Origin of the sequence: Streptacidiphilus sp. MAP12-20, from assembly GCF_041262525.1 — a bacterium.
GTDB lineage: Bacteria > Actinomycetota > Actinomycetes > Streptomycetales > Streptomycetaceae > Streptacidiphilus.
In genome coordinates this window covers 1-15646 of record NZ_JBGCCK010000007.1, presented here as the reverse complement: position 1 = coordinate 15646, position 15646 = coordinate 1, and the positions used below count along the sequence as shown (strand labels likewise).

Genomic DNA, 15646 nt, shown 5'->3' with positions numbered 1-15646 from the left:
TCCCCTCCCCAAGCCCGGCTTATGCGAGGCTCGGGGAGGGGACCGGTCGGGACTGCCGTTACTTCCGGCCCATCTCCTCGGCGATCGCCGCCGCGAAGGCGTCGATGTCCGCCTCCGTGGTGTCGAAGCAGCACATCCAACGGACCTCGCCCGTGTGCTCGTTCCAGAAGTAGAAGCGGTACCGCTTCTGCAGGCGCTCACTCACCTCGCGCGGCAGCAGCGCGAAGACCGAGTTGACCCGGACCGGGCGGACGACCGTCACGCCCTCGATCGCGGCGACCGCCGCCTCCAGCCGCTTGGCCATGGCGTTCGCGTGCGAGGCGTTGCGCAGCCACAGGTCGCCCGCGAGCAGCGCCTCGAACTGGACCGAGAGGAAGCGCATCTTGGAGGCGAGCTGCATCGAGGTCTTGCGCAGGTACGACAGGTTGCGCACCGCGTCCGGGTTGAGCACCAGGACGACCTCGCCGAGCATCAGCCCGTTCTTGGTGCCGCCGAACGAGACCACGTCCACGCCCACGTCGGTGGTGAAGGCGCGGAACGGCAGGCCCAGCGCGGCCGCGGCGTTGGACAGGCGCGAGCCGTCGACGTGGACCAGCATGCCGCGCTCGTGCGCGTGCTCGCAGATGGCCCGGATCTCGTCCGGGGTGTAGAGGGTGCCGAGCTCGGTGCTCTGGGTGATCGAGACCGCGAGCGGCTGCGAGCGGTGTTCGTCGCCCCAGCCCCAGGCTTGGAGGTCGATCAGCTCGGGCGTGAGCTTGCCGTCCGGAGTCGGCACGGTGAGGATCTTGATCCCCGCCATCTTCTCCGGCGCGCCGCCCTCGTCCACGTTGAAGTGCGCGGTCTCGGTCGCGACGACCGCGCCCCAGCGCGGCAGGATCGCCTGCAGCGAGACCACGTTGGCGCCGGTGCCGTTGAAGACGGGGAAGGCCTGGGCCCGCTCGCCGAAGTGGGTCTTGAAGACGTCCTGCAGGTGCGCGGTGTAGTCGTCCTCGCCGTACGCGACCTGGTGGCCCTCGTTGGCGAGCGCCAGCGCGGCCAGGATCTCCGGGTGGATGCCGGCGTAGTTGTCGCTGGCGAAACCGCGCACAGCGGGGTCATGACGGCGCTGGGCGTCGCTGCTACGGCTTGCGTCGGTCACTGGGGCGTCAGCCACAGGTGCGTTCCATTCACTTCGTCGGCGGGGCGGGCCCAGAGCGAGACGACCTGCTCGGCGAGGTCGGCCGTCTCGGTGAACCCGGCGAACTTGGCGTTCGGCTTCTCGGCGCGCATCTCAGGGGAGACCAGGGCCTTCACCACCAGGATGGCAGCCGCGGCGGTGGTTTCCTTCAACGCGTCGGCCAGCGCCAGCGTCCAGGTCTCGGCGGCGGCCTTGGCGGTCGCGTACGCGGCGTTGCCGCCGGTCGGCTTGTGCGCGGCGGAGGCCGAGATGATCGCGAAGCGGCCCGCGTCGCTGCGCAGCAGCGCGTCGTGGAAGCCGAGGCTGGTGTGCTGGACGGTGCGGACCAGCTGGTCGTGGAGGAAGTCCCAGTCGGACAGGTCCACGTCCGTGAAGGTCTTGCTGCCGCGCCAGCCGCCGACCAGGTGGACCAGGCCGTCGACGCGGCCGAACTCGGCCTCGATGTGGTCGGCCCAGTCGTGGGCGGCCTGCGGGTCGAGCAGGTCGACGACCTGGCCGACGACGATCGCGCCGGGCACGGCGCGGCGGACGGAGTCCATCAGCTCGTCGAGGCGACGGGCGTCGATGTCGCCGCAGGAGACCGTCGCACCGGCCTTGGCCAGCCGCAGCACGGTGGCCCGTCCGGCCATCCCGGTCGCGCCGGCGACCGCGACGACGCGGCCCTTCATGTCAACACTGAGGTCGCTCACGCTGCGTTCTCCAGAACGGTGGTGCCGGTGATACCGGTGGTGGACGCGATGACGCCGGACAGCTTCTTGGACAGCGCCTCGAAGAACATACTGAGGGGGAACTCGTCGGGCAGCACGGCGTCGCAGAGCGCCTTGTTGATCGCCTTGGCCTCCCTGTGCTCGGCGAAGGGCAGCGCGTCGGCGCCCTTGGCCCAGGTGGAAGCCGGGTGCGGGGTCAGGTAGCGCGACACCAGCTCGTACGCCGCCAGCCAGTGTGCGGTCTTGGGGCGGTCGATGCCGTCGCGGTAGAGCGTCTCGATCTCGCCGCACAGGTCGGTGGTGACCTCAGCCGCGCGCTGCCAGTCGATGCGCAGCTGGTTGTCGGTCCAGCGCAGCGCGTCGTGCTTGTGCAGGTAGGCGAAGAGCAGCTGGCCGCCGAGGCCGTCATAGTTGCGCACCCGGCCGCCGCTGACCGGGAAGCGGAACATCCGGTCGAAGAGGATCGCGTACTGGACGTTGCGGCCCTGCTCGTAGCCCTCGGCCTCGAGCTCGACGGCCGCCTTGAACGCGGTCAGGTCGCAGCGGAGCTCCTCCAGCCCGTACATCCAGAAGGGGCTGCGCTGCTTGATCATGAACGGGTCGAACGGCAGGTCGCCGTGGCTGTGGGTGCGGTCGTGGACCAGGTCCCAGAGCACGAAGGTCTCCTGCGCCAGCTGCTGGTCGGCGAGCAGCGCGGCGGCGTCCTCGGGGATCTGCAGGCCGAGCGTGTTCACCGCGGCGGTGCTGACGGCGCGGAAGCGGGCCGCCTCTCGGTCGCAGAAGATGCCGCCCCAGGTGAAACGTTCCGGCACCTCGCGGACCGAGACGGTCTCCGGGAAGAGCACGGCGGAGTTGGTGTCGTAGCCGGCCGTGAAGTCCACGAAGGTGATCGGCACGAACATCGGGTTGTCGTAGCGGGTGCGCTCCAGCTCGGCCAGCCACTCCGGCCAGACGACGTGCAGCAGCACGGCCTCGAGGTTCCGGTCCGGGTTGCCGTTCTGCGTGTACATCGGGAAGACGACCAGGTGGGCCAGACCGTCCTCGCGCTGGGCGGCGGGCTGGAAGGCCAGCAGCGAGTCCAGGAAGTCGGGCACGGCGTAGCCGGAGGCGGCCCAGCGCATCAGGTCCAGCACGACGGCGTCGAGGTACGCCTTGTCGTGGGGGAACAGCGGGGCCAGCTCGCCAATGGCCGCGGTGACGGCGGCGAGCTGAGCGTCGGCCTCGTCCTTGGTCGCGGCGCCGCGCGCGTTGAGGTCGATCGAGCCGTCCTTGGACTGGAGCGGCCGGAGCGCCTCGACCGCGGCCTTGAGGCGCAGCCAGGCCGGGTGTCCTACGAGATCCGCAGTGGATTTATCTGCCAAGGGGAGCGTTGACGAGAGATTTTCCATGACAACCCTGCCTGAACGAAAGAAACTGTGGTGATCCCACCGTATAGACAAAAGGTTCTGTCGTACAAGGCCGCGTCGCAACCGGACGCGTGGCACCGGTCACTGTCCGCCATCCGAGACGGACCGGATCCGGAGGAGGTGCTTCACCGTGCTGTGACAAGTGATCGGTAAGCTGCCGCCACTTGCCGGACATCCAGGAGTCACCGTGAACGCCCTGCTCAAGACCTCCCGTCTGCTCAGCGCCGTCGCCGGCGCGGCCGTTCTGGTGCTGGCCGGCTGCGCGCCGCAGTCCAGCAGCCCCAACGCCACCGCCTCGGGTTCCGCGTCGGGCGCGGCTGCCGCGTCCTGCACCAAGGGCGCGCTCGCGACCCTGACCGCGGGGACGCTCACCATCGGCACGGACGACCCGGCCTACGACCCGTGGTTCAGCGACAACAAGCCCGACAACGGCAAGGGCTTCGAGTCCGCGGTCGCCTACGCGGTGGCCAAGCAGCTCGGCTACGAGAACGGCAAGGTGGCCTGGAAGGTCGCGCCGTTCAACAGCGTGGTGGCCCCGGGTCAGAAGAAGTTCGACTTCGACATCAACCAGGTCTCCATCACCGCCGAGCGCCGCAACGCCGTGGACTTCTCCTCCGGCTACTACGACGTCCGGCAGGCGGTCATCACGCTCAAGGACTCCAAGTACGCCGGCGCGACGAGCGTGGCGGAACTCAAGGGCGCGAAGATCGGCGCGCAGGTCGGCACCACCGGCCTGACGGTCGTGCAGAAGGTGATCAGCCCGAGCCAGCAGCCCTCCGTCTTCGACAGCACCGACCTGGCCAGCGCGGCCCTGAAGAACCACCAGATCGACGCCATCGTGGTGGACCTGCCCACCGCCTTCTACATCACCTCGGTCCAGGTGCCGAGCGCGAAGGTGGTCGGCCAGTTCCCCTCCGGCGCGGCGACGGCGGACGGCAAGCCGGAGCAGTTCGGCCTGGTGCTCTCCAAGGGCTCCGCGCTGACGACCTGCGTCTCCCAGGCCGTGGACGCGCTCAAGGCCAACGGCACCCTGGACCAGCTCGCCAAGCAGTGGCTGCCGGCGGCTGACACCGCTGCGGTCCTGAAGTGAGTTCCGACCCCGCGATGTCCGACCCCGCTATGACGGACACGGCGATGACGGACGCGACGATGACGGACGCGGCGCGGGCGCCGTACGCGCCGTCCGAGCGGCGGCTGGCCCGCGAGGCCTACCACCGCGCCCGCGCGCGGCGCTCACTGCTGGTCGCGACGGCGAGCACGCTCGCCGTCGCGGCGGTCCTCTACGTCGTGATCACCGGTTCGCCCGGCTGGCAGGTGACCCGGACGACCTTCTTCAGCGGCCACTACGCGCGCGAGGCGCTCTCCCCGGTGTTGCACGGCTTCGTGCTGAACCTTGAGATCCTGGCCGTCTGCGGGCCGCTGGTGATCGTCTTCGGGCTGCTGATCGCGGCGGCCCGGACCCTGCGCGGACCGGTCTTCCTGCCGGTGCGGGTGCTGGCGACGGCCTATGTCGACTTCTTCCGCGGCTTCCCGCTGATCATCCTGATCCTGCTGGTCGTCTTCGGGATCCCGGCCCTTCAGTTGCAGGGGGTCACCAACGACCCGATCGTCCTCGGCGGAACGGCGCTGGTGATCAACTACTCCGCGTACGTGGCGGAGGTGTTCCGGGCCGGCATCGAGTCCGTGCACCCGAGCCAGCGGGCGGCGGCGCGGTCGCTGGGGCTCTCGTACGCGAAGACGATGCGCTTCGTCGTACTGCCGCAGGCGATCAGACGGGTCGTGCCTGCGCTGGTCAACGACATGGCCTCGCTGCAGAAGGACACCGGCCTGGTCTACCTGGGCGGCGCGATCGACGCCGTGGCGGCGGCCCACATCATGGTCGCGAGCAGCTTCAACTACACACCGCTGGTCGTGGCCGGCCTGGGCTTCGTGATTCTCACCGTTCCGATGACGCGCTACGCCGACTGGCTCACCCGACGGACGGACGCGCAGCGCGCCCAGGGAGGCGTCGTATGACCACCACCCAGAAGCCTGTTCTGCGCGTCGAGTCGGTCCGCAAGGCCTTCGGGGAACACGTCATTCTCGACGACGTGAGCCTGGAGGTGCCCGAGCACTCGGTCACCGTCCTGATCGGCGCCTCCGGCTCCGGCAAGTCGACGCTGCTGCGTTGCGCCAACCTGCTGGAGGAGATCGACGACGGCGCGATCTGGCTGGACGGCGAGGAGATCACCGACCCGCGCGCGAACGCGGACGCGGTGCGCCGCAGGATCGGCGTGGTCTTCCAGGCCTACAACCTGTTCCCGCACCTGAACGTCCTCGACAACATCACCCTGGGCCCGGTGCGCGTCCATGGGACGCCGAGGCGGGCGGCCGAGGCACGGGCGCTGGAGCTCCTGGACCGGCTCGGGCTCGCCGCGAAGGCGAAGGAGTACCCGGACCGCCTCTCCGGCGGCCAGCAGCAGCGCGTCGCGCTGGCGCGCGCGATCGCGTCGGAGCCGCGGTTGCTGCTGCTCGACGAGATCACGGCGGCGCTGGACCCCGAGCTGGTGACCGAGGTGCTGGAGGTCGTCCGCGACCTCAAGGGCCAGGGCATGACGATGGTGCTGGCCACCCACGAGATGGCCTTCGCCCGCGACGTCGCCGACCAGGTCTGCTTCCTCGCCGACGGCGTCATCCTCGAACGCGGCAGCTCCGCGGAGCTCTTCGGCGACCCGCAGCACGAGCGCACCCAGCGTTTCCTGCACCGCCTGAGCGAAGCGGGACGGCTGTAGCCAAGGACCGGTTGCACCACCACGGGCGCGGGGCTCTGCTTATTTGCGGCTCCGCCGCGCGGACCCGACAGGTCACGACGGAGGGATGTTGCAACACCTCAGGGGCGCGAGGCTCTGCTTGATCAACTGCGCGCGCGACAAGCCACTGACATGCAGATGGTCCTCAAACGCGCAGGGCCATCCGCACAGGGTGGCTACTCGCACGGCAGTTGATCAAGCAGAGCCTCGCGCCCCTGGGTGACTGCAACTCTTCCACCGCTGAAGAAGTCAGAGCCCGTGCTCGCCGACCGGGCCGACCTGCCAGCCCTGCTCCTCGCAGTGGTCCAGCAGGCGCGGCAGCGCCGCGAGGGTGGCGGTCCATGACGCGGGAGCTGACGTGCAGTCGGAGTCGTGCAGCAGGATCGTTCCGCCGCCGCGCAGATTGCGGGTGACGGTCTGGTAGACCGACGTCCCTGTCGCACCGGCGCGCCAGTCCGCGCCCCAGGAGGTCCACAGCACCGGCGTCATGCCGAGGCCGCGGGCGGTCGTCAGCGCGGCCGTCGTCGCGATGCCGTACGGCGGGCGGTACCAGCGCGGGGCCACACCGGTCGCCTCGGCGACGAGGTCGCGTGCGCGGGTGAGGTCGTCGCGCGTCGCGCGCGGCGTGCGGACGACCATGGGGCGGTGCAGGTAGCCGTGGACGGCGACCTCGTGGCCGGCCGCGACGATCTCCTTGCCGAGCGCGGGATCGCGCTCCAGCATGAAGCCGAGCAGGAAGAACGTCGCCTTGACGTCGCGCTTCTCCAGCAGCCGCAGGAAGCGCGGCGTGGAGATCGGATCAGGGCCGTCGTCGAAGCTGAGCGCGACGTGGCCCGGGTCGCCCTGGCCTCCGTAGCCGGGGAAGAGCTTGCTGCGCAGCGGTTCGAGCGGCTGGATCGAGGTCAGCGCCGGCGCGGCATGGGCCAGCGCCAGACCGCCGGCCAGGCCGGCAGCGGTCTTGACGGCACGGTTCATCGTGCGTTCTCCATCGAGGCGAGTGGAACGACGACGCCGGGGAGCTCGGCGGTGAGGTGGGCGAGCCCTGCCGTCTCCAGCAGCAGCTCCACCGCGTCGACGCCCCACGGCGCGGGGACGGCGGAATCGGAGCGTATCGCCCGGTCCAGCAGCGGGGCCAACTCGGCGTGCGTGCGGGCCCAGGGGGCGATGCCTGACTGGTCCAGCGCGGCGGCGTTGGTGAGACCGTGGCCGGGGATGGAACGGTAGGTGACGACCGGCAGGCCCGAGGCGACGGCCTCCAGCACGGTGATGCCGCCGGCGTTCTGCACCAGCACGTCGGCCGCGTGCATCAGGCTGGGCATGTCGTCCACCCAGCCGAGCGCGGTGACGCCGGCCGCGAGCAGCCGCTGGCGCAGCACCTCGTTGCGGCCGCAGACGACCACGCAGGTCAGCCGGGGGTCGGCCGCCTCGACGTCGGCGACGGTGTGCTCCAGCTCACCGGCGCCCCAGGAGCCGCCGACCAGCAGCGCGATCTTGCCGTCGTGCGGCAGGCCCCAGCGCTGCCGCGCGGCCGCGCGGGACGCCTTGGTGACCGGCGTGAAGCGGCGGTCCACCAGCGGGGTCACCACGTGCACGTCCTGGCAGGCGACGTGCTCGGCCTGCTCGGCGGGGACGGTGTGCACGGCGAGGTGCGAGTCCACGTCCGGGGAGGCCCAGAGGCGGTGGACGGAGAAGTCGGTCAGGTAGGTGTGCACCCGCTGCGTGATCTTCCCGCGCTTGCGCATCCGGCCGAGCACCTGGCTGGCCAGCGGGTAGGTGGAGACGACGATCCGCGTGTCGTCGGGCAGCGCGCGGCGCATGGCCCGCCCGGCCAGCCAGCTGAAGAGCATGGCCTGGCCGTTCATCATGCGCTGGTTGTCCATGCCGCCGTAGAGGGCCTTCCAGGTCCACGGGGCCCGCTCGAGCATGGTGTGGTACGTGCCGACGAAGATCCGTCCGGCCGGCCCCGGCAGCAGGTCGAGGAAGTCGTACCGGTCGACGATCAGACCCGCCTCGGCGAGCCGGCACTCCAGCTCCTTGGCGACCGCGTCGTGGCCCGCACCGACGCTCGCCGAGACGATCACCGCGCGGGGCGGGGTCGTCTGGCCGGGGATGGTGCGGCGCTGCAGCGGGAGGCGGATCAGTCGGCCCATGGTGTCGGTTGTCCTCGTCGGATCGGTCAGGCATGGGTGATACAAGCGGACCGTTCCAAGCTATTGAGCAAACCGCCGCCGCAAGAGCGCCCGCAGGATGATTGGCCTCCCCCCGATCCGTAGTCCTGCCGGGTACCCGGGGGCCAGACGTACTCCGTTTGGAGTACGTCGGGCCTCAGGGTCGGCCCCAGGGAGGAGGCCCGGTGGCTTCTGCTTCTTTGCGCCCCCAGAGCGCCCTGCCCCCGCACGGTCACCCTGCGTCACAGTGGCGGTGAACGGTTCGACGGCCGACGAAGGGGTCGGGGGCGCTCATGCGGCAGGACGGTGGCGTGCTGACCTGGATGCTGGTCCTGCTCTGCGCGGGCACGGGCAGTTACTGCGCGGCGCGCTTCTGCCTGCGGCGCACGGCCCCGCCCGCCGACCGCGCGGCGGACGCGACGGAGGCGGTGATGGCCCTCGGTATGGCCGCGATGGCGGTCGGACTGCGGGCCCCTACGGGACTGTGGGTGGGCGTCTTCGGGTCGGCCGCGTTCTTCTCACTCGCCGTCTCCACGCTCGCCAGGGGCCATCGGGCGCACCACGTCTACCACGTGGTCGGACACGCGGCGATGGTCTACATGGCGCTCGTCATGGGCCTCGCACCAGCGGGCGGCGGAAGTTCCGACGGCATGGCCGGGATGGTCGGCACGGGGGCGTCGCACGGGGTGCCGGTACTGACCGGCGCGCTGCTGGTCACCTTCCTGGTCCTCGCCGTCCGTTTCGGCCTGCGGCTGGTCGCCCCGGTGGGCGGGCAGCGGGGCGGCACGCTGCTGCACGCGCCCGCGCTGCCGGACGCCTGCCGGGTCGTCATGGGCCTGTCCATGGCGACGATGCTGGCCCTGATGTGAGCCGCTCGTGAGGCTCGCGTGAGACGTCGCCGTGTCCTGCGTCACTGCGAGGGGAAAGCGATACCGCTTCGATCGCGGACGTCATAGATTGAGCGGGCACGCAGAGACGCGTGCGCTCCGTCCTGCCCACTTCGGGCCCATTTCGGAGGTGCCGCGCAGCGGTGGGAGCCTTGCCCGGACTCGTCGCCCTCGGCGCGCTGCTGGCCGTCCTCGGCCCGCGCCTGCTGGCGCGTGCGCGCTGGGCCACGCGGGAGCCGGTGGTCGCCCTGTGGGCCTGGCAGTGCGTGGTTGTCGGCGTCCTGCTGTGCTGCGCCTGCGCGCTGGTGCTGACGGGCGCGGCGGCCTGGCCCGCCGTCAGGGGCCTGGTCTTCACCGGCGCTCCGGCGGGCGTCGAGGCCGCGTACGGCTTTCCGCTGGCCCGCCCATGGGCGGTGGCGGCGGCGTTCGTGTTTCTGGTCGGCGGCCTGCGGACGGCGATGGCCGTCGCCTACGAGGTCGCGGGCGCGCATGCGGTTCGCCGCCGCAAGCGGCATCAGCTCTCCCGGCAGGCGCCGGACCTCCACCCGGAGCTGCGCGCGTCCTCGGAGCGTTCGGATCGTTCGGAGCAGCTGGTCGTCGTTGAGCGCGCGGAGCCGCAGGCCTGGTCTCTTCCCGGGCCGGTCCCTCGTCTGGTCGTCACCACCGGCGCGCTCCAGCGGCTGAGCAGCCGCGAGCTGGACGCGCTGCTGGCCCACGAACGCGGCCACGTCCGGGCTCGGCACCACTGGTTGCTGTCGGCGGCGGAGGCGCTACTCTCGGGCTTCCCCGGCGTGAAGCTCTTCGCGCACTTCCGCGACCAGGTCGGCCGCCTGGTCGAGCTGGCCGCGGACGACTCGGCGGCCCGCCGCCACGGCCGTCTGGCGACGGCGATCGCCCTGGTCGAGCTCAACCCCGACAGCGCGTGCCCGCACCCGCTGGCCCAGATCCCGGCCCGCGTCGACCGCCTCCTCGGAGGCGTCCCACGCCTCCGAGCCCCCCACCGGCTCGCTCTCACCGTCGCCGCGCTGACGCTCCCACTGGCCCCTCTGGTTCTTTCCTTCGCCCCGGGCCTGACCGCACTTCGGTAGTCAGGTGGACAGAGGACAAGTTGCACCCTCCAGGGGCGCGAGGAACTGCGCGAACAACCACCCTGTGCGGATGGCCGTGCGCGTTCGGCCTGCCACTTGCGTGGGAGGGGGCACCTCCCGGCCGAAGGCTGGGGGATTGTCGCGCAGTTCCTCGCGCCCCTGGAGAGTGCAACCTCCCCCAGCGGGAATCTGCGGCCGTCCCTCAGGCCATTTTCAGACTCGCGCGCTACGCTTCCCGCGAGGAGCTGGTGACAGCTCGTGACTGTGGGGGCATCCCCGTGACGGTGTTTCTTCTCGGCCTCGGCGCAGCCTGCCTGCTCGGCCTCGGTTTCGTGCTGCAGCAGCACGCCGCCCAACGCGCGCCGCGCTCCCAGCTGCTGTCGTACCGCCTGCTGCTCAGCCTCATGCGGTCGCGCGAATGGCTCTGCGGGATCGCGCTCATGGTCTGCGGACAGGTGCTCAGTGCGATGGCGCTCAGCGCCGGGCGGATCTCGCTGGTGGAGCCGCTGCTCGCGACCAACCTGCTGTTCGCCATGGCGCTCGCCCGCCGGATCACCCGTCAGACGCTCGGCGCGTCCGGCTGGGGCGGGGTGCTGCTGCTGGCGATCGGGGTGACCGTCTTCATTCTCAGCGGTCAGCCCACCGGCGGCGGGACCGAGAAGGGCGCGCTGCGGCACTGGCTGGTTTTCGGCATCGTCGCGGGCCTCGCCCTGCTCCTGGTCTCGACCGCCAAGCGCCTGCCGCTCGTCCGCGAGGCGACCCTGCTCGCACTCGCCGCAGGCCTGCTCTACGGAGTGCAGGACGCGCTCACCCGGACTGCTGGGCTCCGCCTCGACCACGGCGGCGTCGCCCTGCTGCTGCGCAGCTGGCAGCCGTACGCTGTGGTCGCGATCGGCGTTGTCGGGCTGATCCTGGTGCAGAGCGCGTTCGAGTCGGCGCCGCTGAAGATGTCGCTGCCGGCGCTCACCGCAGCTCAGCCGCTCGCCGGCATCGCCTGCGGGGTCGGGTTCCTTGGCGACCGGCTCCAGCTCACCGCGGGCGCGCTCGCGGGCGAAGCCGTCGGGCTCGCCTGCATCGTCGTCGGCGTGATCGTGATCGGCCGCCACCCCGCCCTGCCCGACGCCTGTCTGGAGGAGGCGCTGCGGGCGGCGGGCCAGGAGCTGTCGGAGGACGCGCTGTCGGAGCTTCGCGGCTGAGCAGGCAGCGGGTTCGCCGATCCCCCGCGTCGGCGAACCCGGCCGCTGCCGCGCGTATATTGGCGCCAGGCCAATGAACGCAGGAGCACCATGTCACCACGGCGGGCGGCAGTCAACGAAGTTATGCGGGCCCGGTCCCGCGAGCGCATCATGCAGGCCACCGTGGAACTCATCGACCAGCGCGGGTTCACCCCGGTCACTCTGGCGGACATCGCCGAGCGGGCCCAGGTGGCCCGCGGCCTGGTCTCCTACTACTTTCCCGGCAAGCGGTTCCTGCTCCAGACGGCGATGCACCGCCATATGCACCTGACCCTGGCCGCCGCCCTGCGCCCGCTGGACGATCCCGCCGACCCGGCCTACACCACAGACCCCGACGTCTGGCTGGCCACCGCGATCGACACGATCACCGGCCTGGCCATCGACCAGCCGACCCTGATGCGCACCCATCTGGCGCTCATCCTCGCGCCCGTCGACGGGCGCTTCGTGCAGGACGACGAGCAGCGGCAGTTGGGCGCGCTGCTCCAGGAGGTGCTGCGGCGACGCGGTTCCCCCGATCCGGGCGTCGACCACGCCGTGCTGCGCAGCGCGCTGATGGGCGCCTGTATCGGCATCCTGCTGCCGGGTGCGGAGTCCCCGGTCCCGCTGATCCGCGGCGACCTCTTCGCCCGCTACGGCCTGGACCCACGACTCGGGCCGCGGGCTCCGTGAGTACTCAGGACCGCGTGAGCGCTCAGGACTCCTTGAGCAGCCCGGACAGCAGGTCCACCGTCTGCTCCGGCGTCAGGCTGTCGACGCTGAGCCGCTCCATCACCTGGATGTAGGCGTCCACGTCGTCACGCTTGTCCAAATACAGCGCACTCGTGAGCTGCTCGAGATAGACGACGTCCGGCAGGTCCTGCTCGGGGAAGCGCAGGATGGTGAACGCGCCCGTCTCCGCCGCGTGCCCGCCGAAGCGGAACGGCATCACCTGGAGCACCACACCCGGCAGCTCCGCCATCTCGATCAGATGCTGCACCTGAGCCCGCATCACCGCGGGCCCCCCGATGGGCCGACGCAGCGCGGCCTCGTCGATGACGGCCCACAGGCGCGGGCCGACGCCGTCGGTGACCATGCGCTTGCGGCGCATGCGCAGATCCACGCGGTGCTCGATCTCCTCGGACTGCATGTGCGGCCGGTTCAGGCCCATGATGGAGCGCGCGTAGTCGGCGGTCTGCAGCAGGCCGGGGATGAACTGCACCTCGTAGGTGCGGATCAGCGCGGCGGACTCCTCGAGACCGACGTAGGTCTGGAACCAGTTCGGCATGGCGTCGCTGAAGCTGTGCCACCAGCCGTTCTGGTTCGCCTCGCGGACCAGCGTGAGCAGTTGGCCGCGCTCGGACTCGTCCACGCCGTACAGACTGAGCAGATCCACCACGTCGCGCTCCTTGAAGCTGACGCGCCCCAACTCCATGCGACTGATCTTCGATTCGGAGGCCCGGATCGTATAGCCCGCGTCCTCGCGGGAGATGCCCTTGGCTTCACGGAGGCGGCGCAGTTGGGAGCCGAGGAGGATGCGGCGCACCATCGAGCCGCCCCCCGGCTGAACCGTGGTCATTCTGTCGAACCTCCACCCGCTGGCAACAGGGCACAGTCTGCCACTGTGCGGCACTGTCCGGGCGCGCATCGTGCCCGTTTGCACACGCGCTGGTCAAGATGGGCGCGCCGATCGCCCCGATCACTGCGCAGTGCGATCGTCAGACTACTCGCTGCACTGGAATCTGCACGTGCATCTGCAGGGGCTGCGAATGCACGTGAATCCACTCTTGCATCTGACGTATGCGAAGAGGAGCATGTATGCGTGCACCTGCACGCCCCCTGGCAATCCGCCGAGAATCCGCCCCGGACGCCTAGACCGGCCGGGGCCGCGCCCGCATGGGAGGAGCTCTTCATGGGCCAGAGCCCGGCGGTGGCCGCGGACCCTGGAGCGGTGGTGAGCTGCGCTTTGGCGCCGCGTCACGAGTCGGTCCGCACGGCCCGCGAGTTCACCCGCCTGACGCTGAACCGCTGGGAGCTGGGGGAGCTCTTCGACGACATCGCGCTGGTCGCGAGCGAGCTGGTCACCAATGCCCTGCGCTACGGACTGCCCACGGTGGTCCCCGAGCAGCGCAGCAGCTGGGGCAGACGCGGGACCGCCGGGCCCGGTATCAGCAGCGCGGGCACCAGCCCGATCCACGACCGGATGGACGCGAGCCCGATCGCGGAATCGACGGCCCCGCTGATCCGGCTCAGCCTGGTCCGCAGCGAACCCGGCGGCACCGGCCCGCAGGTGGTCTGCGCCGTCACCGACCCGTGCGAGGAGGGGCCGGTACCGCGCGAAGCCGACTGGATAGCGGAGTCGGGCCGCGGGCTGCACCTGGTCGAGTCGTTCAGCCAGTCGTGGGGCTGGCACCCGATCGCCGTGGGCAAGGTCGTCTGGGCGGTCTTCGAACTGCAGTCGCATGTCTGAACATCCGTCTTGACAGAGAGGCGGCCCGGGAGTTCCTCCCGGGCCGCCTCTCGCCGCGCCGATCCGCTCGAATCCACTCCGAATCCGCTACGAAGCTCACTCTGCCAGGTGGTCGAACTCCCCCGCCTTGACGCCGTGCAGCAACGCCACGATCTCCGCCTTGGTGTAGATGAGGGCCGGCCCGTCGGGGAAGCGGGAGTTGCGCACCGCGACCCCCCCGTCGTCCAGACGGGCCATCTCGACGCAGTTGCCCTGCGAGTTGCTCATGCGGGCCTTCTGCCAGACCACTCCCTCAAGTTCCGTGGCGGCGATGCCGTTGTAGATGCGACGCATAGGTATCTCCCCGGGACGTGCGAGCGGTGCACCATGCAGCGGTCTCACTGCCGGTGATGATATCGCCAGTGCACGTGCACGTGCAGGTGCTTATGCGTGTGCACATGCGTTTACATGAGGTGACAGATTTCTTTACAAACCAGGGAGTTGGTCGCCCGAAACGGGCAAATCCGGGCGCATGGTTGTCGCTCTCGGCTACCGGCGCTCCTCGGTGCGCCAGCAGTGGACGTCATGATCGACAGCATGGAACTCCCCCGTGACACACAGTCAGTAATCATGTGCCCCCACCACCTATGTGACGCTGCTCACGCGCACACGGTTCAATTCGGCGGTATAGGGGATCCCGACTGCCGACGCACGAACGGATGACCTACGATCGTCCCCCATGAGCACTGCCGCGACCCCCAGCACGCCGCTGCCCGTCCGTACCCCGAGCGCCCGCGCGCGCGGACGCCACCGCCGCCCCGAGCGCCCCGAGCTGCCCGCGGGCGCCCCCGCGCTGCTGCTCGCCGTCCCGGCCCAGGCCTCACCCGACGCGCGGAGGCTGGCCGAGGAGGTCGCCACGCTGATCCGGCTGGACCAGCCGGGCATCGAGGTGTCCGCGGCGTACCTGACAGCGAGTGAGGACGCGGACGACTGCGTCGCCCTCACCGACGCGCTGGGCGCCGCGCTGGAGGCCGAAGCGGCCCCGATCGTGGTTCCCCTCTCCCCCGGCCCCTCCACCGACCTGGACGCGGCGCTGAGCGGCTTCGACCCGGCGGTCGTCCGACGCACGGACGCGCTCGGCCCGCATCCGCTGCTCGCGGAGGCGGTGCACGTCCGTCTGAGCGAGGCCGGCCTGGCCCGCGCGGACCGCGCGCGGCTCTTCGCGATCAACACCTCCGCCGACGGCATCGTGCTTGCCAGCACGGGCGGCGCGGAGGCCCTGGAGCTCGCCGAGGTCACCGGCGTCCTGCTGGCCGCGCGCCTGGCCGTCCCGGTGGTCGCGGCCTCCCTCGACTCCGCGGAGTCCATCGCCGCGGCGGTCACCCACCTCCGCGACACCGGCTGTGTGCAGCCGGCCCTGGCCCCGTACCTGCTCGGCCCCGAGGTGAGCGTCGACGTCCTGAAGGCCGTCGCGGACGCGATCGAGTGCCCGGTCGCTGAGCCGCTCGGGGCGTACCCCGCGATCGCCCGACTGGCCCTGGGTCTCTACCTGGCTGCGCTGGGCATCGACGCGGAGATGTAACTTGCGCTGCCGCAGGTAGTTGCACCCTCAGGGGCGCGAGGCTCTGCCGATTTGCGCCTCCGGCGCGTGGGCGCGACACGTCACGACGAGGGCCAGTTGCAACCTCCCAGGGGCGCGGGGAACTGCGCGACAAGCCACCGGCATGCGGATGGTCCTCAACGCGCAGGGCCATCCGCACAGGG

The 15646-nt window shown here is 70.8% G+C and carries 16 protein-coding genes; 9 read left to right on the top strand and 7 right to left on the bottom strand.

Annotation, left to right across the window (positions count from 1 at the left end; genetic code table 11):
* Positions 1-58 precede the first annotated feature (58 nt).
* Genes ABIA32_RS10970 through ABIA32_RS10960 form a run of 3 tightly spaced genes read right to left on the bottom strand, consistent with a single transcriptional unit; the run spans position 59 to position 3272 of the window.
* Positions 59-1153 (bottom strand): low specificity L-threonine aldolase, encoded by a 1095-nt coding sequence (locus ABIA32_RS10970; protein ID WP_370093829.1) that lies wholly within the window; start codon positions 1151-1153, stop codon positions 59-61.
* Positions 1135-1845 carry an SDR family NAD(P)-dependent oxidoreductase gene (locus ABIA32_RS10965; protein ID WP_370094116.1) on the bottom strand — a complete coding sequence of 237 codons (711 nt, stop codon included), beginning with the start codon at positions 1843-1845 and terminating at the stop codon, positions 1135-1137. The genes ABIA32_RS10970 and ABIA32_RS10965 overlap by 19 nt, the downstream gene beginning before the upstream one ends.
* A 17-nt stretch (positions 1846-1862) precedes the next feature.
* Positions 1863-3272, bottom strand: a complete 1410-nt coding sequence (locus ABIA32_RS10960) for a DUF6421 family protein (RefSeq protein WP_370093828.1) — start codon at positions 3270-3272, stop codon at positions 1863-1865.
* A 205-nt stretch (positions 3273-3477) separates the two neighbouring features.
* On the opposite strand from ABIA32_RS10960, the gene ABIA32_RS10955 reads away from it, so the two are divergent.
* The 3 genes from ABIA32_RS10955 to ABIA32_RS10945 are packed head-to-tail and all read left to right on the top strand — an operon-like array spanning position 3478 to position 6061.
* On the top strand, positions 3478-4380 hold the full coding sequence (locus ABIA32_RS10955; protein ID WP_370093827.1) for an ABC transporter substrate-binding protein: 903 nt from the start codon (positions 3478-3480) through the stop codon (positions 4378-4380).
* A 44-nt stretch (positions 4381-4424) separates the two neighbouring features.
* The gene (locus tag ABIA32_RS10950; protein ID WP_370094115.1) at positions 4425-5306 is read left to right on the top strand and encodes an amino acid ABC transporter permease; all 882 of its coding nucleotides are present in this window, start codon (positions 4425-4427) and stop codon (positions 5304-5306) included.
* Positions 5303-6061, top strand: a complete 759-nt coding sequence (locus tag ABIA32_RS10945; protein WP_370093826.1) for an amino acid ABC transporter ATP-binding protein — start codon at positions 5303-5305, stop codon at positions 6059-6061. The genes ABIA32_RS10950 and ABIA32_RS10945 overlap by 4 nt, the downstream gene beginning before the upstream one ends.
* Positions 6062-6328: 267 nt before the next feature.
* Here the strand turns inward: ABIA32_RS10945 and ABIA32_RS10940 are convergent, their stop codons facing one another.
* Positions 6329-7054: a polysaccharide deacetylase family protein gene (locus ABIA32_RS10940; RefSeq protein ID WP_370093825.1), complete on the bottom strand. Its 726-nt coding sequence runs from the start codon at positions 7052-7054 to the stop codon at positions 6329-6331.
* Complete coding sequence (locus ABIA32_RS10935; RefSeq protein ID WP_370093824.1) at positions 7051-8229, bottom strand: glycosyltransferase; 1179 nt, start codon at positions 8227-8229, stop codon at positions 7051-7053. The genes ABIA32_RS10940 and ABIA32_RS10935 overlap by 4 nt, the downstream gene beginning before the upstream one ends.
* Before the next feature lie 311 nt (positions 8230-8540).
* On the opposite strand from ABIA32_RS10935, the gene ABIA32_RS10930 reads away from it, so the two are divergent.
* The 4 genes from ABIA32_RS10930 to ABIA32_RS10915 all read left to right on the top strand — a co-directional run bounded on the left by ABIA32_RS10930 (position 8541) and on the right by ABIA32_RS10915 (position 12126).
* Complete coding sequence (locus tag ABIA32_RS10930) at positions 8541-9116, top strand: DUF5134 domain-containing protein (RefSeq protein WP_370093823.1); 576 nt, start codon at positions 8541-8543, stop codon at positions 9114-9116.
* Positions 9117-9277: 161 nt separating this feature from the next.
* Entirely contained in the window at positions 9278-10222 is a 945-nt protein-coding gene (locus ABIA32_RS10925) for a M48 family metalloprotease (protein ID WP_370093822.1), read from the top strand.
* Between the two features lie 278 nt (positions 10223-10500).
* Positions 10501-11418, top strand: coding sequence for a DMT family transporter (locus ABIA32_RS10920; RefSeq protein ID WP_370093821.1), 918 nt, complete (start codon positions 10501-10503; stop codon positions 11416-11418).
* Positions 11419-11508: 90 nt separating this feature from the next.
* Entirely contained in the window at positions 11509-12126 is a 618-nt protein-coding gene (locus ABIA32_RS10915) for a TetR/AcrR family transcriptional regulator (RefSeq protein ID WP_370093820.1), read from the top strand.
* 22 nt (positions 12127-12148) lie between these two features.
* On the opposite strand, the gene ABIA32_RS10910 is transcribed toward ABIA32_RS10915, so the two are convergent.
* A complete protein-coding gene (locus ABIA32_RS10910; protein WP_370093819.1) occupies positions 12149-13012 on the bottom strand; it encodes a helix-turn-helix domain-containing protein in 864 nt (287 codons plus the stop codon).
* A gap of 333 nt (positions 13013-13345) precedes the next feature.
* Here ABIA32_RS10910 and ABIA32_RS10905 point away from each other — a divergent pair, with 333 nt between their 5' ends.
* A complete protein-coding gene (locus ABIA32_RS10905; RefSeq protein ID WP_370093818.1) occupies positions 13346-13903 on the top strand; it encodes an ATP-binding protein in 558 nt (185 codons plus the stop codon).
* 96 nt (positions 13904-13999) lie between these two features.
* Here ABIA32_RS10905 and ABIA32_RS10900 read toward each other — a convergent pair whose 3' ends face one another.
* Complete coding sequence (locus ABIA32_RS10900; protein ID WP_370093817.1) at positions 14000-14236, bottom strand: DUF397 domain-containing protein; 237 nt, start codon at positions 14234-14236, stop codon at positions 14000-14002.
* A 385-nt stretch (positions 14237-14621) separates the two neighbouring features.
* Between ABIA32_RS10900 and ABIA32_RS10895 the strand changes: the two genes are divergently transcribed.
* Positions 14622-15464 (top strand): sirohydrochlorin chelatase, encoded by an 843-nt coding sequence (locus ABIA32_RS10895; RefSeq protein ID WP_370093816.1) that lies wholly within the window; start codon positions 14622-14624, stop codon positions 15462-15464.
* Positions 15465-15646: the final 182 nt, after the last annotated feature.